This is a genomic window from Priestia taiwanensis, assembly GCF_014638355.1.
Classification (GTDB): Bacteria; Bacillota; Bacilli; order Bacillales; family Bacillaceae_G; genus Priestia_D; species Priestia_D taiwanensis.
This window is the reverse complement of record NZ_BMFK01000001.1, coordinates 2,022,407-2,045,716: the sequence shown is the minus strand read 5'-3', so window position 1 is coordinate 2,045,716 and position 23,310 is coordinate 2,022,407. Positions and strand designations below refer to the sequence as shown.

The 23,310-nt window shown below is 38.6% G+C and carries 23 protein-coding genes; 19 read left to right on the top strand and 4 right to left on the bottom strand.

From position 1 onward, the window contains the following. Positions 1–12: 12 nt before the first annotated feature. The 4 genes from IEV41_RS10630 to IEV41_RS10615 all read left to right on the top strand — a co-directional run bounded on the left by IEV41_RS10630 (position 13) and on the right by IEV41_RS10615 (position 4,603). Positions 13–1,071, top strand: a complete 1,059-nt coding sequence (locus tag IEV41_RS10630) for an ABC transporter substrate-binding protein (protein WP_188388357.1) — start codon at positions 13–15, stop codon at positions 1,069–1,071. A 141-nt stretch (positions 1,072–1,212) separates the two neighbouring features. After that, positions 1,213–1,863: a phosphatase PAP2 family protein gene (locus tag IEV41_RS10625; protein ID WP_188388356.1), complete on the top strand. Its 651-nt coding sequence runs from the start codon at positions 1,213–1,215 to the stop codon at positions 1,861–1,863. Positions 1,864–1,865: 2 nt separating this feature from the next. Beyond that, entirely contained in the window at positions 1,866–4,058 is a 2,193-nt protein-coding gene (locus IEV41_RS10620) for an MMPL family transporter (protein WP_229722190.1), read from the top strand. 104 nt (positions 4,059–4,162) lie between these two features. Continuing rightward, a complete protein-coding gene (locus tag IEV41_RS10615) occupies positions 4,163–4,603 on the top strand; it encodes a YodN-related protein (RefSeq protein WP_188388355.1) in 441 nt (146 codons plus the stop codon). A gap of 59 nt (positions 4,604–4,662) precedes the next feature. Here IEV41_RS10615 and IEV41_RS10610 read toward each other — a convergent pair whose 3' ends face one another. Further along, positions 4,663–5,289: a YitT family protein gene (locus IEV41_RS10610; RefSeq protein ID WP_373284209.1), complete on the bottom strand. Its 627-nt coding sequence runs from the start codon at positions 5,287–5,289 to the stop codon at positions 4,663–4,665. A 744-nt stretch (positions 5,290–6,033) separates the two neighbouring features. Between IEV41_RS10610 and adhE the strand changes: the two genes are divergently transcribed. The 9 genes from adhE to IEV41_RS10565 all read left to right on the top strand — a co-directional run bounded on the left by adhE (position 6,034) and on the right by IEV41_RS10565 (position 15,545). After that, a complete protein-coding gene (gene adhE, locus IEV41_RS10605; RefSeq protein WP_188388353.1) occupies positions 6,034–8,637 on the top strand; it encodes a bifunctional acetaldehyde-CoA/alcohol dehydrogenase in 2,604 nt (867 codons plus the stop codon). 250 nt (positions 8,638–8,887) lie between these two features. Then, positions 8,888–9,319, top strand: coding sequence for an S-Ena type endospore appendage (locus IEV41_RS10600; protein ID WP_188388352.1), 432 nt, complete (start codon positions 8,888–8,890; stop codon positions 9,317–9,319). Positions 9,320–9,504: 185 nt separating this feature from the next. Beyond that, entirely contained in the window at positions 9,505–9,885 is a 381-nt protein-coding gene (locus IEV41_RS10595) for an S-Ena type endospore appendage (RefSeq protein WP_188388351.1), read from the top strand. Positions 9,886–9,992: 107 nt separating this feature from the next. Beyond that, positions 9,993–10,919 (top strand): RluA family pseudouridine synthase, encoded by a 927-nt coding sequence (locus IEV41_RS10590; protein WP_188388350.1) that lies wholly within the window; start codon positions 9,993–9,995, stop codon positions 10,917–10,919. Between the two features lie 160 nt (positions 10,920–11,079). Further along, positions 11,080–11,508, top strand: coding sequence for a MarR family winged helix-turn-helix transcriptional regulator (locus tag IEV41_RS10585; protein ID WP_188388349.1), 429 nt, complete (start codon positions 11,080–11,082; stop codon positions 11,506–11,508). A 29-nt stretch (positions 11,509–11,537) separates the two neighbouring features. Beyond that, a complete protein-coding gene (locus tag IEV41_RS10580) occupies positions 11,538–12,173 on the top strand; it encodes a nitroreductase family protein (RefSeq protein WP_188388348.1) in 636 nt (211 codons plus the stop codon). A gap of 189 nt (positions 12,174–12,362) precedes the next feature. Continuing rightward, positions 12,363–14,243: an FtsX-like permease family protein gene (locus tag IEV41_RS10575; RefSeq protein ID WP_188388347.1), complete on the top strand. Its 1,881-nt coding sequence runs from the start codon at positions 12,363–12,365 to the stop codon at positions 14,241–14,243. 46 nt (positions 14,244–14,289) lie between these two features. Then, on the top strand, positions 14,290–14,880 hold the full coding sequence (locus IEV41_RS10570; protein WP_188388346.1) for an undecaprenyl-diphosphatase: 591 nt from the start codon (positions 14,290–14,292) through the stop codon (positions 14,878–14,880). A 239-nt stretch (positions 14,881–15,119) separates the two neighbouring features. Further along, the gene (locus IEV41_RS10565) at positions 15,120–15,545 is read left to right on the top strand and encodes a cytidine deaminase (protein WP_188388345.1); all 426 of its coding nucleotides are present in this window, start codon (positions 15,120–15,122) and stop codon (positions 15,543–15,545) included. A 61-nt stretch (positions 15,546–15,606) separates the two neighbouring features. Here IEV41_RS10565 and IEV41_RS10560 read toward each other — a convergent pair whose 3' ends face one another. The 3 genes from IEV41_RS10560 to IEV41_RS10550 all read right to left on the bottom strand — a co-directional run bounded on the left by IEV41_RS10560 (position 15,607) and on the right by IEV41_RS10550 (position 17,457). Further along, on the bottom strand, positions 15,607–15,996 hold the full coding sequence (locus IEV41_RS10560; protein ID WP_188388344.1) for a VOC family protein: 390 nt from the start codon (positions 15,994–15,996) through the stop codon (positions 15,607–15,609). Between the two features lie 173 nt (positions 15,997–16,169). After that, the gene (locus IEV41_RS10555; protein ID WP_229722189.1) at positions 16,170–16,847 is read right to left on the bottom strand and encodes a hypothetical protein; all 678 of its coding nucleotides are present in this window, start codon (positions 16,845–16,847) and stop codon (positions 16,170–16,172) included. Positions 16,848–17,028: 181 nt separating this feature from the next. After that, complete coding sequence (locus tag IEV41_RS10550) at positions 17,029–17,457, bottom strand: hypothetical protein (RefSeq protein WP_188388343.1); 429 nt, start codon at positions 17,455–17,457, stop codon at positions 17,029–17,031. A gap of 400 nt (positions 17,458–17,857) precedes the next feature. Here IEV41_RS10550 and IEV41_RS10545 point away from each other — a divergent pair, with 400 nt between their 5' ends. The 6 genes from IEV41_RS10545 to IEV41_RS10520 are packed head-to-tail and all read left to right on the top strand — an operon-like array spanning position 17,858 to position 23,301. Beyond that, positions 17,858–18,565 carry a phosphoadenylyl-sulfate reductase gene (locus IEV41_RS10545; protein ID WP_188388755.1) on the top strand — a complete coding sequence of 236 codons (708 nt, stop codon included), beginning with the start codon at positions 17,858–17,860 and terminating at the stop codon, positions 18,563–18,565. A 12-nt stretch (positions 18,566–18,577) separates the two neighbouring features. Next, the gene (gene cysP, locus IEV41_RS10540) at positions 18,578–19,651 is read left to right on the top strand and encodes a sulfate permease (protein WP_188388342.1); all 1,074 of its coding nucleotides are present in this window, start codon (positions 18,578–18,580) and stop codon (positions 19,649–19,651) included. Between the two features lie 54 nt (positions 19,652–19,705). Then, positions 19,706–20,839: a sulfate adenylyltransferase gene (sat, locus tag IEV41_RS10535; RefSeq protein ID WP_188388341.1), complete on the top strand. Its 1,134-nt coding sequence runs from the start codon at positions 19,706–19,708 to the stop codon at positions 20,837–20,839. After that, a complete protein-coding gene (gene cysC / locus IEV41_RS10530; protein ID WP_188388340.1) occupies positions 20,836–21,426 on the top strand; it encodes an adenylyl-sulfate kinase in 591 nt (196 codons plus the stop codon). Before sat ends, cysC begins: the two co-directional genes overlap by 4 nt. Positions 21,427–21,438: 12 nt before the next feature. After that, positions 21,439–23,067 (top strand): nitrite/sulfite reductase, encoded by a 1,629-nt coding sequence (locus IEV41_RS10525; protein ID WP_188388339.1) that lies wholly within the window; start codon positions 21,439–21,441, stop codon positions 23,065–23,067. A 12-nt stretch (positions 23,068–23,079) separates the two neighbouring features. Next, positions 23,080–23,301: a DUF3906 family protein gene (locus IEV41_RS10520; RefSeq protein WP_188388338.1), complete on the top strand. Its 222-nt coding sequence runs from the start codon at positions 23,080–23,082 to the stop codon at positions 23,299–23,301. The last annotated feature ends 9 nt before the right edge of the window (positions 23,302–23,310 follow it).

The following is a 23,310-nucleotide window of genomic DNA, read 5'->3' as shown; positions in this document are numbered from 1 at the left end:
AGGGATGTTCTCATGAAGTGGACGAAAGTTCTTTTTATGGCAATGGCTAGCATGTTAGTAGTGGGAATGTTATCAGGTTGTGTAGGTTCAAAGGAAGAGAAGCAAGTGTTGAACTTATACAGCTGGGCAGATAACTTCAATCCAGATTTAATTAAAGAGTTTGAAGAGAAATACAATGCGAAAGTTAATTATGATATATTCGACAGCAACGAAACGATGTTAGCGAAGTTACAAGGCGGTGCAAGCTACGACTTAATCCAACCGTCTGATTACATGGTAGAAATTATGAAGAATCAAGGTTTATTAGAGAAGTTAGATAAGAATAACATTCCAAACCTTGAAAAAGTGAATATGACAATTAAAGATACGCCGTATGACCCAAATGGTGAGTACTCAGTTATTTATATGTATGGTATTACAGGTATTGCGTACAACGAAAAGTATGTGAAAACACCACCAACAGAGTGGAACAACTTATGGAATGCATCATATAAAGACCGTGTAGCCTTATTAAGTGATAGCCGTGAAGCATTAGGTATGTCATTAATTAAGAATGGTTACTCAAATAACACGAAAGACTCAAATGAGTTAAAAGTAGCAGCTGATGATTTAAAGAAATTAAAGGTAATGACGAATCCATTAGTGGATACGAATACAATTAAAGATAAATTTATTTCAGAAGATGCATGGATCGGTACGTTATGGTCTGGTGATGCAGTATTTGTTCAACAAGATAATAAAGATGTGAAGTATATGATTCCGAAAGAGGGAGCAACAATCTTCGCGGATACATTTGCAATTCCAAAAGGAACGAAAAATAAAGAGCTTGCTGAGAAGTTCATTAACTTTATGTTAGAAGAAGATGTAAGTGTACGTAACTATGAGCATACAGGTTACATCAACCCAGACGAGAATGCATTTGCTAAGCATAGTGATGAGTACAAGAACAACGAAGTAATTAAGTACGTTCGTGAGAACTTAAGTTCATTAGATGTTCGTTGGATTGAAGACTTAGGTGATAAGTCGACAGAATACGCTCGTTACTGGGATGAGTTTGGCGCAACGAAATAAAGTAGATAAGAAGACGATTTTCCGTGTTGGAAGGTCGTCTTTTTTTCTATCGTTTCCGTTGCTGGACAAACTACATATTTGTTTCTACAATGGAGAAAGATTACATACATAAGAAGTTCTTTACAACAAGGAGGAAAAAGCATGCAACGAACTAGCACACCCACGTCGTATATCGTTATGTTTGGAACGGTTATGGTTGGGCTATTCGCTTATTTAACGTTCCGTATTATGGGGGATAACCCGATGTGGATTGATACGTATATTCGAGAGGTACTCGTACGACCTGATTCATCATCCATTTATACGTTTTTCCGTTATTTTACGAAGTCGGGATCAGCAATTGGTGTTGTCATTTTGTTAGTACTATCTGTCCTATTCTTTTATATGCGGGACAAAGATTTTAAAGCGATGATTTTGCTTCCGATAGCTGTCTTAATGACACATTTCTTAAATGACGGAGTGAAAGCATTAACACAACGTGATCGTCCAGCAATTAATCCAATTATCGATGCAGTTGGGTATAGTTTCCCAAGCGGTCATGCGATGATTAGTATGGTCGCATATGGACTAGCCGCATACTTAATCGTATGTAAGCTACGCAGTGACGTAGCAAAATGTATTGTTACGTGTGTAGCAATTGTGTTTATTTTCTTAAATGGCCTCAGCAGAATTATTTTATCTGCCCATTATCCGACCGATGTAATTGCTGGTTATATATTTGGCGGATGTATTTTGTATGGATGTATTTACGTGTACAATACGCTTGGAAATAGAGAGGGAATGAGGGGATAGACGTGGATTTTTGGAAACGTGTGGGATTGTTTATTTATCGTTTTCGAGTGACATTTACTGTTGTATTACTAGCTTGTGCAATTAGTTTAACAATGTTTGCAATGAAGTTACCATCTATTTTGCACGGTGATGGTTTCCGTACCGATGGTGATCAAGAAATTGCCAAAGAAATTTTGGCAGAAGACTTTAAGCAATCAAGCAATACGTTACTCGTTGTCTTTGAAAAAGAAGAAGGTGTGACGAAGGAAGTATTCCAGCAGGAGATGCAGAAGGTCGTTACTGATATGGAGAAAGCTGAACATCTCGATACGATTGTACATCCATTCAACTCTCCAGATAAATGGAAAGATGATATTGCCTATGCGGCAATGATATTCGAAGGCGCAACGAATGAAGAAGAAATAAAACACGCGCTTGCATTTGCTGATACATTAAAAGATACATCGAATAAAAACGTAAAAGTAACTGCGACAGGCTTTCCTGTTATTAATGACGAAGTGAATGCGATGTCGCAAGAGGACTTGAAGAAGGCCGAATTAATTGGTGTTCCAATTGCGTTTCTTGTATTACTTTTCTCATTTGGAAGCTTGTTAGCATCTATCTTACCGATTATTAACGGTGCACTAAGCGTTATTAGTACGATGGGAATTTTATATTTCATCGGGGATTATATGTCCCTGTCCATTTTCGTATTGAATGTAACACCGATGATTGGTCTTGCGCTGTCCATTGATTTTGCATTGTTATTTGTCAATCGTTTCCGTGAAGAAGCGAAACATCTGTCGGTGAAAGAAGCAATTGCAGCGACGTATGCGACAGCTGGACGAGCAATTATGTTCTCTGGACTGTGTGTATTCGTTGGATTGTCGGGATTGTTCTTCTTCCAGATTGATTTCATTCAATCGATTGCAGTAAGTGGAATGATGGTTGTTATTTTCAGCTTGCTGTTTTCATTAACGTTATTACCAGCAATGCTAGCGATGCTTGGTGCGCGTATTACGAAAGAAGGTATTATTGAAAAATGGCTGAAGCGAGGAGGAGATGGTGCAGGCTTCTGGCGTAAATTCGGTATGTTTGTCATGCGTAATCCAGTGAAGATGACAGTACTTGTTGTTCTTTTTATCGCAGTGAGTTTATTACCAATTCGTCAAGCAGACTTGCAGTTCCCTGGTGTTGAGACATTACCAAGTTCTAGTGAAAGTCGCGCTGCATATGAGCGCTATGAGGAAGCATTTAATGCAGACGCGAAAGATTATGCAATGGCTACAATTGTTGTGGAAACAGATGGCGAAGTAGAGAAGAACCTATCTGCTATCGAGGAATTTGTGCGTGATGTGAAGGAAGACGAGCACGTGAAGAATGTGACGAGTTTCTATACATATATGGACGGCGTGGACAGCACAACACTAGAGTTGATGCTACAAACAGAGCAACGAGCAACCGTACAACCAGTACTCGATTCATTTGTCAAAGATAATCGCACATACGTACAAGTCACATTGCATGATGGACCGAAATCATCAGAGGCAAAAGCGTGGGTACGTGACTTCAAGAAAACATACGAGCGGGAGGATATGACGCTCTTTGTTGGCGGCATGACGAAGTTCACACAAGAGTTAGAAGACGAAATTATTGAGGAAATACCAATTGCAGCAGCGGTTATTCTTGGCTCGACGTTCATCATTTTAATGCTTGCATTCCGTTCATTACTTATCCCGTTTAAGGCAATTGTGATGAACATCTTAAGTTTAAGTGCTACAATCGGAATCGTATTTTGGCTCTTTAACGGTGGGCAGTTTGGTTTAGAGCAAGGAGCTGTTATGTTCACGTTACCAGTGTTTATCTTCGGTTTAGTATTCGGTCTAAGTATGGACTATGAAGTATTCCTTATTTCTCGTATGCAAGAGTTATACAATGAAACAGGGGATAACGATTACTCGACACTGGAAGGACTCGTTTCAACGAGTAAAATCATCACATCAGCGGCACTCATTATGATTGTTGTGACAGGTGCATTTGCCTTTACGGAAATTTTACCGATGCAACAAATGGGTGTCGGCGTTGCATTAGCTATCTTTATTGATGCGACAATCGTTCGTATGGTACTTGTTCCAAGCTTGATGAAAATGCTTGGGCATTGGAACTGGTGGTTACCATTTGTCGAAAGAAAACCAAAACGAACAAGGTCTTCATAAGACCTTGTTCGTTTTTTTATGGATCTATGATTGAGAAGGCCGAAGTAAAAGATAAGCATATCCCTCCGCTATTTAGCAAATAGTATAGAAAAGGGGGGACTACGTTGTTTCGTTATTTTAAATTTCGATTAAATGATAAAGTAAAATTCAAGGAAGCTGACGGACATATTTATCGTATTGTCGGTTATCGATTAGAGCGAAGTTTCTATCCTAGTGAGGACTGGACAACGATTGTGTATGAATTATATCGTGATTTTGATGGACTAGCAGTTGATGCAGAAGAAGATGATCTTGTGCTTATGTCTAAGCGAGATGAAGGAATCGTACCATCTATCATGATTTTGAAAACATTGCGTGATTCGCTTTTCTCTTCAGAAGAAAAAGGACAAGCAAAGCCTTGCTATGACGTTGATATACTATTAGATGAGTATAATGACTATAAGCGACTTAGTGAATTTTTTGAAGACACGACGTATGAACAGAAGATGCATATTGTCATGGAAAAGTTGGCGAAATATACGGAAGTGATGAAAGAGCCAATGTGATTGGCTCTTTCGCTATTAGTATATAAAAAAGAAGCCAATCATATTGGCTTCCTCGTCTATTAGCTTGCAACGTGTTGCTGCTGTTTTGTTTTTGGTAATGAAACAACAGTAGCTTCTGTTTCTTTTTCTTCTGATGAATAGTACATGTAATCCATCACTTTTGAACAAATTGCGATTGCAAGAATCGTAAATGCTACTTCTGTCCATGTTAAATAATATAAAGAAAGTGCAATAATCACTGCATCGAATACGAAGAACACTTGACCGATTGTTAACTTCGTATACTTGCTTAGTAGGATAGAGATAATGTCATCTCCACCGGTTGCACCACCAAATCGTAAAATCAACCCTAATCCTATTCCTGCTAACACTCCACCTAAAATTGCGGCAGCCCACAAGTAATTTGTTAAATCGATTGTAAATGGAGAGTAGTTTTCCATGAGTGAATAGAACACAGAAAAGGATGCTGCACCAATAAATGTATTCACAACCATACGCATTCCTAATAATTTTGCAGCTGCTAAAATGATTGGGATATCCATTAAAATAGTGGAGATTGATGGTGAAATACCAAACAGATTTTTCAGAATCAAGGCGATTCCAATAAATCCTCCCTCTACTAAATGGTTTTGAAAGTGAATATGGTACAAGGTTGTAGCTAATATGAATGATCCTAGTAGAATCATTCCAATCTCTTGACATCGGATCTTTTTCATTGTTATTTCCTCTTTTCGTAGTTAGTTGGTTTTGTTCTTGGAACTAACTACTTGCGAGATATTACCACATGTAGTTAGTCTAAAAAGGTTTTAAACATAACTACGGCGCTATATATCGCTGAAGAAATAACAGATAATCCTGTCACACATAATTTCGCCTACCTTCGTTTTTTTATTTAGCATGTTTTCTTGGCATGATCTAAATAAAAAACGCTACGTATACGATAAATCTTTCTTTTGCCAAATACTCCTGGCAACCATAATGTCTCCTACCTCTCTGTTTTAGTTAGATATGAAATACCTAAATGAAACAGCTACGTGTAAGATAAGTCTTTTCTCTGCCAAATGCTCCTTCGAGCAATCATGGTATCGAAATCCTTTCTTTTTAAGATTCTATTCATTATACCACATTTTCATCCGTCACAGCCGGGGAGTTTTTGTAAAGCGCTAATCAAAAGTAGACAAAAAAATACAAAAACTAATTTGTGAAACATTTCACAAATTAGACACAGAATTATCCGAAGAGTTGGTGTATAGTAAAGGTGTGGAAGAAAACAACACTGCAACAATAAGTGAAACTCTTCACAAACTTTAAATTACAAAATCATTACTCTTTACTAGTGATAATCGCTAGTAAAAAAAATTTACATAACAGGGACAAAAAAAGTCTACATAGGACAAAATATGTCCCTGATTCCAAGGAGGCTGACAAATATGGTTGTGAAAGAAAAAGTTGTAAATGAAGTGCAAGAAGTAACGAACATGATTGGTGAGTTAGTAGGAAATGCTCAAAAAGCTTTGGAAACATTCGAAACATATAATCAAGAACAAATAGACAATATCGTTCATGCAATGGCTTTAGCTGGTGTTGAGCACCATATGCCACTAGCAAAGATGGCGGTTGAAGAAACAGGTCGCGGTGTATACGAAGATAAATGTATTAAAAATATCTTCGCATCAGAATACATTTGGAACAGCATTAAATACAACAAGACAGTAGGAATTATTAATGAAGACCCACATACAGGTGTCATTGAAATTGCAGAACCAGTTGGAGTAGTTGCAGGGGTAACACCGGTAACGAATCCGACATCAACAACAATGTTCAAAGCAATGATTGCAATTAAGACAAGAAACCCAATTATCTTCGCATTCCATCCATCTGCACAGAAATGTTCAGCAGAGACAGCAAGAGTATTACATGAAGCTGCAGTGAAAGCAGGAGCACCAGAGAATTGCATTCAATGGATCGCGAAACCTTCTATTGAAGCAACGAAACAACTGATGAATCATGAAGGAACAGCGTTAGTACTTGCGACAGGTGGAGCGGGTATGGTGAAATCAGCTTACTCAACTGGGAAACCAGCATTAGGTGTAGGACCTGGTAACGTACCATGTTATTTCGAAAAAACAGCGAATGTGAAGCGTTCAGTTAATGACTTAATCTTATCAAAAACATTTGATAACGGAATGATTTGTGCATCAGAACAAGCAATTATCGTTGATAAAGAAATTTATACTGAAGTGAAGCAAGAAATGATCGCGAATAACTGTTACTTCGCGAAAGAAGACGAAGTAGCAAAATTAGAGAAATTAGTTATTAACGAGAATACATGTGCAGTAAATGCTGATATCGTTGGTAAGTCTCCATACTATATTGCGAAGTTAGCAGGTATTAATGTACCTGAAGATACAAAAATGTTAGTAGTAGAAATTGCTGGTGTTGGTGCGAACCATCCACTGTCTCGTGAGAAATTAAGTCCGGTACTTGCTTGCATTAAAGCGAACAGTACAGAAGAAGGAATGAAACGTTGCGAGGAAATGTTACATCTAGGTGGACTAGGTCATACAGCGGTTATTCATTCTACAGATGAAGCGGTGCAACGTGAATTTGGCTTACGAATGAAAGCGTGTCGTATCCTTATTAATGCACCATCAGCACAAGGTGGAATTGGCGATATCTATAATGCATTCTTACCATCATTAACACTTGGTTGTGGCTCATACGGAAAGAACTCTGTATCAGAGAACGTATCGGCAGCGCACTTAATCAACGTGAAACGTCTAGCTGACCGCAGAAAAAATATGCAGTGGTTTAAATTACCACCAAAGATTTTTTTTGAAAAGCATTCAACACAATATTTAGCAAAGATGAAAGGGATTAAGCGAGCTTTTATCGTAACAGACCCTGGAATGGTTGAATTAGGATATGTTGATGTTGTTGAACATTATTTACGCCAGCATAAAAATGATGTGCAAATTGAAATGTTCTCAGATGTAGAACCAGATCCATCAGATGTTACAGTGTTTAAAGGTGCAGAAATGATGCGTCAATTCCAACCAGATGTAATCATTGCGCTTGGTGGCGGATCAGCGATGGATGCAGCAAAAGGTATGTGGTTATTCTATGAGCACCCAGAAACAAGCTTCCATAACTTGAAGCAGAAATTCATTGATATTCGTAAGCGTACATTCAAATATCCTGAGCTAGGAGAGAAAGCACAGTTTGTTGCAATCCCAACAACATCTGGTACAGGTTCAGAAGTAACACCGTTTGCGGTTATTACAGATAAAAAACGTAATGTTAAATACCCATTAGCGGATTATGAGTTAACACCAGACGTAGCAATTGTTGACCCTCAGTTTGTTATGACAGTGCCACCGCATGTAACAGCAGATACAGGAATGGATGTCTTAACACATGCGATTGAATCATACGTATCTATCTTGGCAAATGATTATACAGATGGATTAGCGTTAAAAGCAATTGAACTTGTATTCAACTATTTACCACGTGCATACAAGAACGGGGATGACGAAGAAGCACGCGAAAAAATGCATAATGCTTCTGCAATTGCAGGTATGGCATTTGCGAATTCATTCTTAGGTATTAACCATTCATTAGCACATAAAATTGGACCAGAATTCCATATCCCACACGGTCGTGCGAATGCTATCTTAATGCCACACGTTGTAAGATACAATGCAATTAAACCAAGAAAACATGCATTGTTCCCGAAATATGAGCATTTCGTAGCAGATGAAAGATATGCACAAATCGCAAGAATGTTAGGATTGCCAGCAAGTACAACAGAAGAAGGCGTTGAATCATTAGTTCAAGCGATTATTAAATTAGGTAAAGAATTAAATATTAAAATGAGTATTGCTGCACAAGGTGTAAGCAAAGAAGCATTCGAAGCTGTAGTTGACTCATTAGCAGATCGTGCATTTGAAGACCAATGTACGGGAGCGAATCCGAAATTACCGTTAGTAACAGAGTTAGCAGAAGTATATCGTAAAGCATACAAAGGTGTATAAGAAAGTTCCTTATCACACATAACTGTATTTCCTACCATTATATAGCATAGTAAGAAGAAAGCCGATGAGTCTCCTCTCATCGGCTTTTGATAGTTTGTTCACCCTTATTCTGGCTAGGCTTAAGGCGATTGAAATAGAGTTGTCCTGCTGTAATTTAGGTATCACCAATCTGTATCGTGTTCTATAAACTAAGTATGAAAGATTCTTTATGTATGTGTTTGTCGATTTTAAGATAGTGGGGGTGAAGAAAGTGGGTAGCAAACAATGTCATTCTCCTAATAAAAATATTTGTTGTATTGGAGTTCCGATTCCGCCAGTTCCACCAACTCCGCCAACTCCACCAACGTCTAGTTGTGACATTATTGGAGATGAGTTATGTGGGAACATCTTTATTGTCCAAAACCAAGTTGTAAATTCAGTCTTGTGGGAATCATTAATAGATACCCCTGTAACAGGAACAGTGAATATTTTTAACGATGAGAGCAATAGCGATCCAATTGTTGTGCAAATAATTGGGAACATTGTTCGAGTAATTACCGTTGAACCAGGAAATACGCGTTCTGTCTCTGTTTCTGATCTTCAATCCGTCGTATTAATTAACGACGGTGCGAATGCAAGTGTGATTCATGGGAAGTACTGTATTAATGTAACGTACTATCGGGTTTGCCCGATACCATTGTAAAACCATAGTGTAGCATGAAAAATCTCCTCCTTTATGTTAGGGGATTTTTCACTATGATATAGCTACAGAAAAGAGAGAAATTTTGGTGAATTAGTTATATGTAATGGACAATCAGCGCTTCCCATGCATTTACTATATCGAGAGGGAGAGCAAGGCTCTTAATATGCATGAAGGAGAGAATAGATATGTGCGGGAAAAATGTTATCTTTACCGGTGCGAATAAGGCATGTTGTCCACAAGCGACATTACTTGTAGATGAGTTCTGTAATAATTTTGACAACGCAATATTTGTAACGAATCCTCCGTTCTTTGGGATTAGCCTTTGGTTTGAATTTTCCAATCAAAGAGGAACATTCACATTAACGAATAATGCGGATTCGACAGGCATTGCGGCATTTACATTTTTAGATGCGAATGGCGATGTTGTTGCGACTTTCTTTGTAACACAAGGGGATTCACTAACGGTATCGTTGAGTGGTGTATCTAGCTTATTCGTTGCGGCGTTTGCACCAGAGACAACAGTATCAGGGACAGTGTGTGCGAAAATCTTTAGAAAGTTTTTCTAACACACGATGAGAGGAAACTCCCTTACTTGTAGGGAGTTTTTTTGCGTGGTTGCAATACATACAATTAGTTGAGATAATACGTGCAGACAATAAGGGAGGCAACATAGATGAAATTAGAGCGAAAAGGCGAATGGTGCGAACTAGTAGTTCCATCACGTTGGCAAGGGAAAGCAGTACAAGATGTTTTTAGAGAAGAGTTTCAATTATCCAAGAAGTTAATACATGAGTTTCGCATGGAGAAGCGTGTACAAGTGAATGGTGAAGTAGCGAATTGGACGAAGCCGCTACAAAAAGAAGACAGTCTATACATTCAATTATTTGTTGAGGAAGAGTATGGTGTCGAGCCTGAGTATGGAGAATTAGAGGTCTTATTTGAAGATGATCACGTACTAATCGTATACAAACAAGCAGGGATGGATACACATCCGAACGAAGATGGACAAGGAGGGACGTTAGCTAATCTTGTTGCAGGTTATTACGTAAGCAATGGCATTCAAACGAAAGTACGTCATATTCACCGCTTAGACAAAGACACGACTGGAGCGGTTATCTTCGCAAAACATGCAATGGCAGGTGTAATCATGGATAGATTGCTTGCAGAGCGCCATATTAGACGCCATTATGCGGCTGTTGTACATGGTCTTGTAAAGAAGAAAAAAGATACAATTCATGCTTCGATTGGCCGTGATCGTCATCATGCTACAAGACGAAGAGTGTCACCGAATGGACAAGAAGCGATTACGTACTATGAAGTGCTACAGACGTTCCCAAAAGAAGGAACAACGCTTGTTTCCTTGCAATTACAGACAGGGCGGACGCATCAAATTCGTGTCCATATGAGCTATCTAGGTCATCCACTTCTTGGTGACACATTATATGGTGGGAAGACAACAGTGTTGAAACGTCAAGCGTTACATGCATACAAAGTATTGATGAAACATCCGATGACGAATGAGCGTATTATCGCCTATGCACCGTTCCCAGAGGATTTAGCTGCATACAGTCAGTATATCGGGGAATTGAATAAAGGTTAATTTGTAAAAAAAAAACGTACATCTTTCTGTTGGATGTACGTTTTCTTTTTGTAATTTTGATAAAATAGCTTGCATGTGAAGAAAACATTTACTATAATACTTGATATATCAAACATTGATATATCAATCAATTGACGATACGTACAAAAGGAGGAATAAAATGACGAATTCATGCTTGAAGGAATCGATGATTGCATATAAATTACATTTGCTTAACAAAGAGATTGGTTCGAAGTCTGGGACATGTATGAGCATTAGTCAGTCTAAATTTGAACTGTTGTATCAAATATATCAAATAGATGAAATGAGCCAAAAAGATCTTCAACAAGCAATTGGAATTGATAACGCAGCCATTACACGTCATTTAAAACAGCTTGAAGCGAGTGACATGATTAGTAGACGTAAAAGCCCTAGAGATAATCGTATCACCCTTGTTCGTCTAACAGAACATGGTCGCAACAAGATTCAATCTTTCAAAGAAGAGAATAATCAATTTGCTTCTGCAATCTTAAAAGGGTTTAGCGAAGCGGAGTTAGATGCACTCTTAGATGTACTTAATCGTATGGAACAAAATATCGCCGACTTGTAATCGGCAACAAATAAAAGGAGAATCCACCGATGAATACACAACATACAAATGACTTTACAGAAATTATGACAGGACGTCGTTCGATTCGTCAGTACGACACATCTGTGAAAATTAGCAAAGAAGAAATGGAACAAATTTTAGCAGAAGCAACGTTAGCACCATCTTCGATTAACTTACAGCCATGGCGTTTCGTTGTTATCGATAGTGAAGAAGGAAAGGCAACATTAGCACCACTTGCATCATTTAACCAAAAGCAAGTACAAACATCTTCTGCAATGATTGCTATTTTTGGTGACTTACAAAGTTTTGAGAACGCAGAAGAAATTTTAGGCACAGCAGTAGAACGTGGCTACATGCCTGTTGAAGCAAAAGAGCGTCAAATGGAAATGATTAATGGTGTTGCGGCGACAATTACAAAAGAAGCAATGAAAGACGTTGTATTAGTTGACGGTGGACTTGTAGCAATGCAATTAATGTTAGTTGCTCGTGCGCACGGATACGACACATGCCCAATCGGTGGCTACGATAAAGCAAATATCGCGGAAGCATTCGGCTTAGACAAAGAACGTTATGTTCCAGTTATGTTAGTATCAATTGGTAAAGCAGATGATGCTGGTTACACATCTGTACGTCTTCCAGTTGAAAAAGTTGCACAGTGGAAGTAAGAAATAAGGTGCCCCAATGACTCTTATAAAAGTCATTGGGGCTTTTTTGATGTTTCTTGTTGGTACTTAGAAGTGTATAGGTCCCAATTAGTTGTTTAAATGACAAAAATGTAAGAAACGTGTAAGAGAGTTCTATGGTTGATACAATGCGTGCTATGTAAAGTAAAGAGAAGAAGGGAGTAGGTATACATGACTTTTTCTCAATTAGCATGGACAAATATACGTAGCAGCAAACGAAAATATGCGGCGTATTTCGTCAGTAGTGCATTCGTTATGATGGTATATTTCGTCTATTCATTCTTCGCATTTCATCCAGCCTTCGCACAAAGTGAAATTGGTGAGTATGTCACAATTGGAATGCGCTTTGCTCAATCTATTATTTATGTATTTTCATTCTTCTTTATTCTTTATTCAATGGGAGCGTTCTTGAAAGCAAGGAAGAAGGAATTTGGGATTTTGACAATGGTCGGAGCAAGTCATACACAGTTACGGAAGTTAGTTTTCTTAGAGAATATGATGATTGGTACATTGGCGAGTATCGGGGGAATTGCCGTAGGTATTACTGTATCGTGGTTATTATTGCTATTTGGCTCACATGTTATTAGCATGGATGAACCCCTTGCTTTTTATGTGCCAATAACGGCAATATGGACAACGTTTCTCTCGTTCTTCATCTTGTTCTTTATCATTTCTATTTATAAGGTCATAGCTATTAAGAATAGTAATCTTCTTGAGTTGTTAAAAGGAACGAGAAAGCCAAAGCCAGAACCGAAAGCATCTACGTGGAAAGCTTGGTTAGCGGCGTTCTGTCTCTTTGTCGGCTACGTTGTTGCACTTCTTGTGAAAGGAGCGTTCGTCATAGCAGCAATGATTCCAGTAACAATTATCGTATGTATTGGTACATATTTGTTATTTACACAGCTTAGTGTATATATCATTACGAAGTTAAAGCAAAAGCAGACATTCTTCTGGAAGGGAACGACCTTGATTTCGTTGTCTGATTTAGCTTATCGAATGAAAGATAATGCAAGGATGTTTTTCTTTGTGGCGATTATTTCAACCGTTGCTTTCTCGGCAATTGGTACACTTGTCGGCCTCATCTCAGGTAGTTATAAGCAGTTAGACGCAAGTTATCCATTTGATTTTAAATACGCATCGAGTGTCCAAAATGAGAAGGAGGCAGAACATCAAGCGCTCATCGAGCGAATGTTAGGTGAGGAAAGACTACCTTATGAAAAGTTCACTATTACATACGCGACAGAACAAGATGAAAACGGAAGAGCAACAGCTGTTATTCCAGTTTCTACGTATGAGAAGTTTGCTGATTGGGCGGGGGAAGAGAAAGTATCTGTAACAGGAAATGAAGCAGTGTTCTTTATGGAACCTACTCATCTATGGCTTGCAAATAAGCAAACAGAACGAACACTTGCGAACGAAACATTTGCGATTCAAGATACGAAAGCTAGCTCTAAAATAGTAAGCTTATCGCCAGCAAGTGAGATGGTTGTTTCTGATGAAGCATATGAGCATGTATCGAAAGAACGTCGTACGAATGTTACCATTTATGAAATTGCAAGAGAAGAGGATTTGCAAGCAATAGGAGAAACATTAACGAAGGCGATTGGAGAACAAGAACAGGAGAAATACACGTTTGAAGCACGAGAATACGTGATGGCAACTGCGAAGCAAGGTGGGGGTGTCATCTTGTTTGTCGGTCTCTTCATTGGTGTTGTGTTCTTTGTTGCAGCTGGAAGTTTCTTATACTTTAGGTTGTACGCTGACGTAGAAGATGATCGTCGTCAATTTGACAGATTAAAGAAGATGGGGTTAATACAAGAGGAATTATCACGTGTTATTACGACACGGCTAGCACTGTTGTTCTTTGTACCCATTATCATTGCGACGCTTCATGGCTATGTAGCTCTTACATCTATGCAAAATATATTCGGGTATAATTTATGGAAAGAGCGGATTATTGTATTAGGTAGCTTCGTTTTGTTTCAATGTGTATACTTCTTCTTTGTACGAAAAAGCTATCTTCGTCATGTAGAAGAGGGGTTGCGAAATTAGGGGTGGTCATGTATTGTTAGTATTTTAAGAAAGAGGAGGTTAACCTATGTCGTTATCAGAAGTAAATATTGAACTCTTTCATTGGATCAATGATATAGGGATACATTATCCAGCTATAAATCCAGTGTCGATTTTTTTCGCTGAGTATACATTGTATTTCTTAATCTTGGCGACACTTATATATTGGTTCACACGAACAGAGAAAAATCGAATGATGGTTATTCAAGGTGGTGTTGCATTCATCTTGGCAGAAGGGATGGCCAAAATCGCTGGTCAATTTCATTTTCACTACCAACCATTCCATGTGTTAGAAGGTGTGAATAAACTGATAGATAAAGAAATAAATAACTCATTCCCAAGTGACCATACAATTTTATTTGTATCAATGTGTGTGTCATTCTGGCTCGTTCGTCGGAATGCGTGGTGGCTTGTGTTTGCGTCCTGTGTAGCTATTTCACGTATTTTAGTAGGGGTACATTATCCAGTTGATATTGTAGTAGGAGCATTGTTCGGAATTGTTTCTGCTTATCTTGCATATGTGTTTGTACCACGAATTTCTTTTGTGAAGAGACTACTAGTAACGTATGAAAAAGTAGAGAAACGCGTGTTACCTGTGAAGGGTAAGTCGACTGATTGATAAAAATGAAAAATATTATCCCTTTATATAGGAGATAGAAGGAAAGAAGTGTGGGCGAGGTTGCTCACACTGCTTTTTTACTCCTCTATATTTTTAATAGATTAAGGTGGTTTTAATTTGATGTATCTGCAAACCTTATTATCCTATGCTAAACAAATCTTTCTATTTTGAATGTGCTCTACATTGTGGTTTATTTAAGGTATGACAGTAAACTGTATATAAGGGAAAGGGGATGTGGTTTGGATATGGAGGAGCAACTATATGAAGTAGTGATAGAGTTAATTGAGAAGCGCTACCAAGAAGGATGGGGTGGTGCTGCTGCAGTAAGATTGGAAGATGGTACAATCTTAACGAGTGTAGCGCCGGAGGTCATTAATGATGGAACGAATTTATGTATGGAGACAGGAGCGATTTTAGAAGCGCATAAATTAAATCAGAATGTGACGCATTCTATCTGTGTTGTACGTGATGATGAGAAATCAGAGTTCAAAGTGTTGACGCCGTGTGGAATATGCCAGGAACGATTATTTTATTGGGGCCCAAAAGTAAAAGTAGCTATTACTTCACTCGGACAACCACTGACATTTAAGACATTAGCGGAAGTACAGCCGTATCATTGGAGTAGGGCATACAAGGAGTTTCATGAGAAATGGGAAAATGTATAAAAGGACTCGTTAGTAAGAGTCCTTTTTATGTTTTACATATTTAATGGAAATGAGTGTCATCTTAGCTCTCTGCATTCATTAGTACAATTCTCCAACCATCAGGATCTTCGATTGTCGTTCCTTTTTCCTTCCAATATGGATTCTCTGGTTCGACTTCATCGTATCCTAGTGTGGCTAATCTAGTAGCTATTTTGTCAATTTCATTTTTATCAGGAATATAGAAAACAAGTAAGTTATCTTTCGTAGGAGCAGGGCATGGACTTCCATCTACATGTCGTGTGAATTCTAAATGATATTCTGCTTCAGGTAATCCAAACATGACGCCGTCGTATCCTTCATGATTTTGAAATTCCTCTATGCGCTTTAAACCAAGTCCTTCTTCATAAAAATGTATCACTTCTTCAAACTTATCGGTAGGTCTTGCGAATCGAAATTGAACCCAACTTTTCATATAGATTCCTCCTTCATATTGGTAAAAGCTTTGTATATTTCTATTTTAAGGTAAACCTATATGGTTTAAATCCCCTATTAGTAGTAGGAGGGAGTAAGACATTGGGGTGAGCAGTTTTTTTCGATTTCAATAGAAGAGGTCCTATCTACATGGATAGGACCTCTTTGTACGGATTAACCAGAATATGTGAATTCTACTTTAATTGTATGTGTTGCCGTCATACCAGATACTTTAACCGTAGCGCTGCTCCATGCTCTTGGAATAAAATCTCCAAATGCTCTATAGTTATATCCCCATCCAGTAGTATAAGAGAAAGTGTTTGATGTCGGAGCTTTAGAGATTTTCTTCCCATGTATAGATCCAGAATGTGCATCAACTTTTCTATTTGTCACAGAATAGAGACTAGAGCTTGGAGTCCAGCTGCCATATACTCTATTCAATCTAACTTGTTCATTATTTGCACTAACATCATAGTTAACATTTAATCTAGCAGTTACACCACCTGAAGTTTTTACGCCACCATCATCTGTCGCAGGTGTGATACCAGAAGAGTTTGAATTTGTAAGAGGGACGAACACTTCATATCCTACGTCTAATGAGTCGTTGCTAGATTGAAGAGAACGAAATTTTATACTATCTTGTACTATTTTTGGATGTAAAACAGTCGTTTCCCCAGTTTCATCGTTTGTTACAGTCACTTTAACTTGTCCTTTATTTATGTCTAACAATCCCAAACCTGATACATCGTTACTTGCATGTGCTTTACTGGTTGAGAATAACCCAAAGACCAATAGTGCAAATATAGTGGTAAAAAATACTAAACCTCTCTTAATACTCGGAAATAATGTCATGAAAAATCACCCTTTCTTATTTTGACTATATACTAACATGTCAAAAATGGTAAATAAATATAGTTTTGTAAGTTTGTACAAATGCACAATTAGAGTGATTAGTATGTATATAGGGAAAAGAAAGAGTGTCCTTCTTTTATTTATGTTGCTTTTTTCTTTGGAAATCCAGCTGATTTTATCCTTATTTATACTCTTTCCATTCTCCTTTTGAATACGTTTTTGTAATTGTTCCTTCACCAGAAAGGAATTCAATGATTTCACCGTTTAGTTGATAAGTGGTAGTTGGAAACGTGATTTCGAGTTTTTCGTATTCAGGATGATCGAGTGTGAGAAAGAGGTGGTGAGGAATGATACTAGATATGCCGGACAATACCTCGTCTCCCATCCAGTATGTGTGGTCTTCTTTTTGGAGAGTATTTCCTAACTCGGTTTGTTCACTTAAAATAACAGACATATCCTTTACCGTAACAACTTTCGTGACGAAATTCTCTGTCTTATTGAAGTGGGCTTGAACATATGTAAATGCCCGGTCGTATGTAGTAGCGATAAAAAGAATGAGTACACAAACAGGTAAAAAGAAAATAATGATGGCTGTTTTAAACTTCTTCAACAGAATCCCTCCTTTTTAGTATTAATACGCTTCTGTTGTATAGAAGATACCGACATTCAGTCAATGTGTTTGCCTACTATTTCCCCACCGTTCCCAAATTATAAATCATAAGAATAAGGGCGAGAACTTTCGATTTTCCTTTTGCTTGTGGCATATGTATTTTTTCTTTAATAAAAAGGGAATATAGCGTTCGATTGTCTTGTTTATTTTTCACCCTCTTTTTCTACATAAAATACGTTATTGCTAGCCGAAATCCTCTTTGGTTTTCCTGTGATTCATGCACATTTTTTGAAAAAACGCGCTATTTTAAATTCCGATATGAAAAGTAGGATTGAAATGTCAGAAAAATGTGGTAAAATGAAGATTATTCACTTAATGAGAATTGTTGGAGGGGAGAACGATTTTAACGTATAACAACTGGGTGGAAGCAGATGTACCTAAGTTTGAAGAGGAGAACGAAACAAAGGGCGCATTAGACGTGTTGAAGTGGGCATATGACACGTATAAAGAAGATATTGTGTATGCGTGTAGTTTTGGAATTGAAGGTATTGTGTTAATTGATTTAATTGCACAAGTGAATGATTCAGCGAGAATCGTCTTTTTAGATACCGGGTTACATTTCAAGGAAACGTATGACGTCATTGAAAAAGTACGAACACGATATCCAAGTTTGAGAATTGAAATGAAGAAGCCTGCATTAACGGTAGAAGAGCAAAAAGAGCAATACGGTGATGAGTTGTGGAAGCATAAGCCTGGACGATGTTGTGAAATGAGAAAGGTCATTCCACTGCAAGAAACGTTAAGTGGCAAGACAGCCTGGATTTCAGGGTTACGAAAGGACCAGTCACCAACACGGAAGTATACGAAATATGTGAACCGTGATTACCGATTTGAATCTCTTAAAGTATGTCCGCTTGTACATTGGACGTGGGATGAGATTTGGGAATATGTCCGAAAGTATGATTTAGCGTATAACGTGCTTCATGATCAAAATTATCCGAGCATCGGTTGTGAGATGTGTACATTACCAACAACTGATCCAAATGATCATCGTGCGGGACGTTGGTCAGGGATGGATAAGACCGAGTGCGGATTGCACCGCGATTAGAGGAGAACAATTATGTTAATTATAATGGCCTTCATCATTGCTTTCTTCTTTGCGATGAACATTGGAGCAAGTGGTGGAGCTGCGGCGATGGGTGTTGCGTATGCATCCGGTTCAATTAAGAATAAGAACATCGCCTTGATTTTATGTGGAATTTGTATTGTGATTGGCTCGGTTGTAGCCGGAGATAAAGTAACGAAGACGATAAGTTCAGGTATTGCACCGCAGACGATTTTTACAGTAGAAGTGGTAGTGGTGACGTTAATTGCTGCGACACTTTCCTTATTTATTGCGAATATGTTAGGTATACCATTGTCGACGAGTGAGATTACGATTGGTGCTGTGGCAGGTGTCGGAATTGCGTTTGAAATGTTATATATTCAGCAATTAGTACTTATCATTATGTTTTGGTTCATCGTCCCAGTTGTGGCATTTGGTATTAGTTATGTAACTGGAAAAGGAATCTTATCTTTCACGAAGAGGCGACCACACATCGAAGCGAAGTGGAAGAAACCACTGACATTTCTCGTTATTCTCGCTGCTTGTGCGGAAGCATTTTCAGCAGGAATGAAAAATGTGGCGAATGCGATAGGACCACTAGTGAGTGCGAATCTATTAGGGATGCAAGATGCAGCTTTATATGGTGGATTGTTCGTGGCATTAGGGGCATTTCTATTAGGAAGAAAAGTACTAGAAACAAACGGAAAGAAGATTACTAGTTTCACTTTACTAGAAGGTATTGCGATTTCGACGACGAGTGCGGCATTAGTGATAACGGGTGCATTATACGGATTACCATTACCGATTACACAAATTACGACGTCTTCCATTATTGGGATTGGATCAGCGAAAAACGGAGCTGCCGTCTTGAAAAAAGGAATTGTCGTTCAAATGTTAAAAGTATGGTTCGCGGCACCATTTCTATCAATGGTTATCGCATACGTCTTAGTTAAAGTATTTATTCAATCAGATTTTTACGCTGTGGCAATTGTCGTAGCTGTCTTCTTAGCGACGATTGGATTAATTAGTTTAGTGCAATCTATTCGTCAAGAAAGGCGCTCCATACATGAAAATGGCGGGGGTATTTAACACTATAAAACCAAGTAAATTCATAAGAATAGTAAAGGATGAGGGAGAGGTACAATGAAACCACATGGCGGTGTATTAGTAAATAGATTAGATGAGACGGTTTCGCTAGACGGAATTCAAGTAGAAATCGAACTAGATGCGATTGCGTTAAGTGATTTAGAGTTAATCGGCAACGGTGCGTATAGTCCATTAACGGGCTTCTTGAAACAAGAAGACTATGAATCTGTCGTAGAGAAGATGCGTTTATCAAATGGAGCGGTATGGAGTATTCCAATTACGTTACCTGTTACAGAAGAGAAAGTAGCACAACTAACAATTGGTTCACGTGTCAAGCTCGTTTCAAATGGAAACGTATACGGTGTCTTAACAGTTGAAGACATTTACACGCCAGATAAAGAGATAGAAGCAATTCGTGTGTATCAAACGAACGACCGTGAACATCCTGGTGTAAATAAATTATTCACTCGTCCAAATGTATACGTTGGTGGTTCTGTTGTTCAAGTGAGACGTGTACAGAAGACATCGTTTGAAGAATATTATTTAGATCCAAGTGAAACACGTGCGACATTTGAGAAATTAGGATGGAAACGTGTTGTCGGTTTCCAAACGCGTAATCCTGTACACCGCGCGCATGAATATATCCAAAAAGCAGCGCTTGAAGTTGTAGATGGCTTATTCCTAAATCCACTCGTTGGGGAGACGAAGTCAGACGATATTCCAGCACAAGTAAGGATGGATAGTTATCGTGTGTTGCTTGATAACTACTATCCAAAAGATCGTGTTTTCTTAGCTGTATTCCCGGCAGCGATGCGTTATGCAGGACCACGTGAAGCGATTTTCCATGCGATTGTTCGCAAAAATTATGGTTGCACACACTTTATCGTTGGTCGTGATCATGCGGGAGTAGGAAATTATTACGGCACGTATGATGCACAGAAAATTTTCAGTAACTTCACGCCAGAAGAATTAGACATACAGCCATTATTCTTTGAGCATAGTTTCTACTGCACGAAGTGTGAAGGGATGGCGTCATCGAAGACGTGCCCACATGACAGTGAGAGCCATGTCATCTTATCTGGTACGAAAGTGCGTGAGCTATTGCGAAACGGTGAGCTACCACCGAGCACATTTAGCCGACAAGAAGTAGTTGAAGTGTTAATAAGAGGTATGGTGGAGGAAGTGAAATGAGTAATTTAACGTGGCATACAGCCTCTATTTCAAAAGAAGATCGCCGTAAGCGTAATGGGCATCATAGTTTTGTTTTATGGTTTACGGGTTTATCGGCATCTGGAAAATCAACGATTGCGAATCGTGTAGCGGAAAGGTTGTTTAGCGAAGGAAAACAAAGTTATGTTCTGGACGGAGATAATGTTCGCTTCGGTTTGAACAAAGACTTAGGTTTCTCTGATGAGGATCGTACGGAGAATATTCGTCGTATTGGGGAAGTGGCGAAATTATTACTTGATAGCGGGACGATTGTGTTAACAGCATTCATTTCACCGTTCCAACAAGATAGAGATAGCGCTCGCTCCATTCTTGAAGTAGATGAATTCATTGAAGTGTTCGTTCATTGTCCAGTAGAAGAATGTGAAAAGCGTGATCCAAAAGGATTATATAGCAAAGCAAGAAACGGAGAGATTAAAGAGTTCACGGGCATTAATTCTCCGTACGAAGCACCAGAAAATCCAGAGATTACGGTGCATACACATGAGAACACAATTGATGAATGTGTCGATCAAATTGTCGCGTACTTAGAGAAAAAGCGTTTCATTTAAGGGGGAAGTAAGATGGCATACGATAAGTTTTGGAAAGATAATCCGAAGTTAAATAAGACAGAAGTAATGAAATTAGAGAAAGACGGACTGCAAATCTTTAATGATATTCCGTATTATGCAGCAAATGGATTTGATTCCATTCCGAAAGAACAGTGGGATATGTTCAAATGGGCAGGGCTTTATTTACAACGTCCGAAAGAAGCGGGCTACTTCATGATGCGTGTGAAAGTAACATCTGGCTTAATGACGAATGAACAAGCAATTGCGCTTGCAGAAATTGCTCGTGACTATGGACGTGATGTAATCGACATTACAACACGTCAAGCAATCCAGTTCCACTGGTTAACAATTGAGCAAGTTCCAGATATATTAGACCGTTTAGACAAAGCGGGCTTATCATCCTCAGGAGCATGCGGTGATATTACGCGTGCAATCGTAGGAAATCCACTTGCTGGTATTGATCCAAATGAGTTATACGATACGACAGAGCTTGTACAAGAAGTGAATGATTACTTCGAGAACAATGAAGAATTTTCGAACTTACCACGTAAATACAAGTTGTCGATTAGCGGTAACATTCATAATGCAGCGAATGCGGAAATCAACTGCCTGTCTTTCACACCGGCAACGAAAGAAATTGATGGAGAGAGAAAAGTAGGATTCCATGCAATTGTTGGTGGTGGTCTATCATCCCGTCCGTTCTTAGCTCAACCTCTGAATATCTTTGTTCTTCCAGAGAGATTGAAAGAAGTGGCAATTGCGATTACAACTATCTTCCGTGACTTCGGTTATCGTGAGAAGCGTCATCTATCTCGCTTGAAGTTCCTTGTGGCGGACTGGGGTGTTGAGAAGTTTACGGAGAAGGTGCTAGAGTACACAGGGCCACTACCGACAAAAGGAACGAACGAGTTAGTTGGTTGGAATGCAGGCTACTTCTACGGTGCACATAAACAAAAACAACCTGGACTGAATTATATCGGCTTTAACGTACCAGTAGGACGCCTTAATTCAGCAGAGTTAATTGAATTAGCACGCGTAGCAGAGAAATACGGAAACGGTGCGATTCGCACATGTAACTCTCAAAATGTTATTATTCCAAACGTACCAGACGAGAATGTGGATGGGATTTTGCAAGAGCCGATTTTTGATCGTCTGAAAGAACGTCCGAATTCATTCGTTGGTTATTCTGTATCGTGCACAGGTATTGAGTACTGCAACTTAGCATTAACAGAAACGAAAGGAAGAATGCTTCGTATTGCGGAGTTTCTAGATGAAAATATTGTTCTTGATGTACCAGTTCGTATGCATATGGTCGGTTGCCCGAATTCATGCGGTCAACGCCAAATTGCTGATATTGGTTTCCAAGGCATTAAGATGAAGACGAAAGAGAAAGGCATGGTAGAAGCCTTTGAAATTTACGTTGGTGGTACGTTGCTTGATGGAGGTAAATTCAACGAGAAATTAAAAGGAAGAATTGCAGCGGACGACTTAGGTACGGTCGTACTGGAATTATTAACATACTTCAAAGACGAAAAAATACCTGCGGAGACATTCTTTGAATTTGTTAGCAGAGTTGGGCTGGAAGAACTCCAAGCAAAGCTCGATGAAATCTTGGCACAGTTAGTGGAGAACGCTTCGTAAGGGGGAAGAAACATGGATTTATATCGTTTTGAAGTTGTCACGAATGAAGACGTTATTCACGTTGTGATTGCGGCAAGTGACGATGAACAAGCATTTAAATTAGTTGATGTAGAGTTAGAAAAATACTTTTTGAAATATCCAGATGTACAAGAAATTACGTTGTTTGAGAAGAAGAAAATTCGTAAAGGGAACGGATTTGTTTTGCATGAGAAAGAAACCATTTTAGAGAAATAGGGAGTGAAT

What these genes read in the sequence shown, in the direction of transcription:
- IEV41_RS10630 (WP_188388357.1), top strand. Translation starts at nt 13, where the DNA reads ATGAAGTGGACGAAAGTTCTTTTTATGGCAATGGCTAGCATGTTAGTA.
- IEV41_RS10625 (WP_188388356.1), top strand. Translation starts at nt 1,213, where the DNA reads ATGCAACGAACTAGCACACCCACGTCGTATATCGTTATGTTTGGAACG.
- IEV41_RS10610 (WP_373284209.1), bottom strand. Translation starts at nt 5,289, where the DNA reads ATGATTCTACTAGGATCATTCATATTAGCTACAACCTTGTACCATATT.
- adhE (WP_188388353.1), top strand. Translation starts at nt 6,034, where the DNA reads ATGGTTGTGAAAGAAAAAGTTGTAAATGAAGTGCAAGAAGTAACGAAC.
- IEV41_RS10595 (WP_188388351.1), top strand. Translation starts at nt 9,505, where the DNA reads ATGTGCGGGAAAAATGTTATCTTTACCGGTGCGAATAAGGCATGTTGT.
- IEV41_RS10590 (WP_188388350.1), top strand. Translation starts at nt 9,993, where the DNA reads ATGAAATTAGAGCGAAAAGGCGAATGGTGCGAACTAGTAGTTCCATCA.
- IEV41_RS10585 (WP_188388349.1), top strand. Translation starts at nt 11,080, where the DNA reads ATGACGAATTCATGCTTGAAGGAATCGATGATTGCATATAAATTACAT.
- IEV41_RS10580 (WP_188388348.1), top strand. Translation starts at nt 11,538, where the DNA reads ATGAATACACAACATACAAATGACTTTACAGAAATTATGACAGGACGT.
- IEV41_RS10575 (WP_188388347.1), top strand. Translation starts at nt 12,363, where the DNA reads ATGACTTTTTCTCAATTAGCATGGACAAATATACGTAGCAGCAAACGA.
- IEV41_RS10570 (WP_188388346.1), top strand. Translation starts at nt 14,290, where the DNA reads ATGTCGTTATCAGAAGTAAATATTGAACTCTTTCATTGGATCAATGAT.
- IEV41_RS10560 (WP_188388344.1), bottom strand. Translation starts at nt 15,996, where the DNA reads ATGAAAAGTTGGGTTCAATTTCGATTCGCAAGACCTACCGATAAGTTT.
- IEV41_RS10555 (WP_229722189.1), bottom strand. Translation starts at nt 16,847, where the DNA reads ATGACATTATTTCCGAGTATTAAGAGAGGTTTAGTATTTTTTACCACT.
- cysP (WP_188388342.1), top strand. Translation starts at nt 18,578, where the DNA reads ATGTTAATTATAATGGCCTTCATCATTGCTTTCTTCTTTGCGATGAAC.
- sat (WP_188388341.1), top strand. Translation starts at nt 19,706, where the DNA reads ATGAAACCACATGGCGGTGTATTAGTAAATAGATTAGATGAGACGGTT.
- cysC (WP_188388340.1), top strand. Translation starts at nt 20,836, where the DNA reads ATGAGTAATTTAACGTGGCATACAGCCTCTATTTCAAAAGAAGATCGC.
- IEV41_RS10525 (WP_188388339.1), top strand. Translation starts at nt 21,439, where the DNA reads ATGGCATACGATAAGTTTTGGAAAGATAATCCGAAGTTAAATAAGACA.
- IEV41_RS10520 (WP_188388338.1), top strand. Translation starts at nt 23,080, where the DNA reads ATGGATTTATATCGTTTTGAAGTTGTCACGAATGAAGACGTTATTCAC.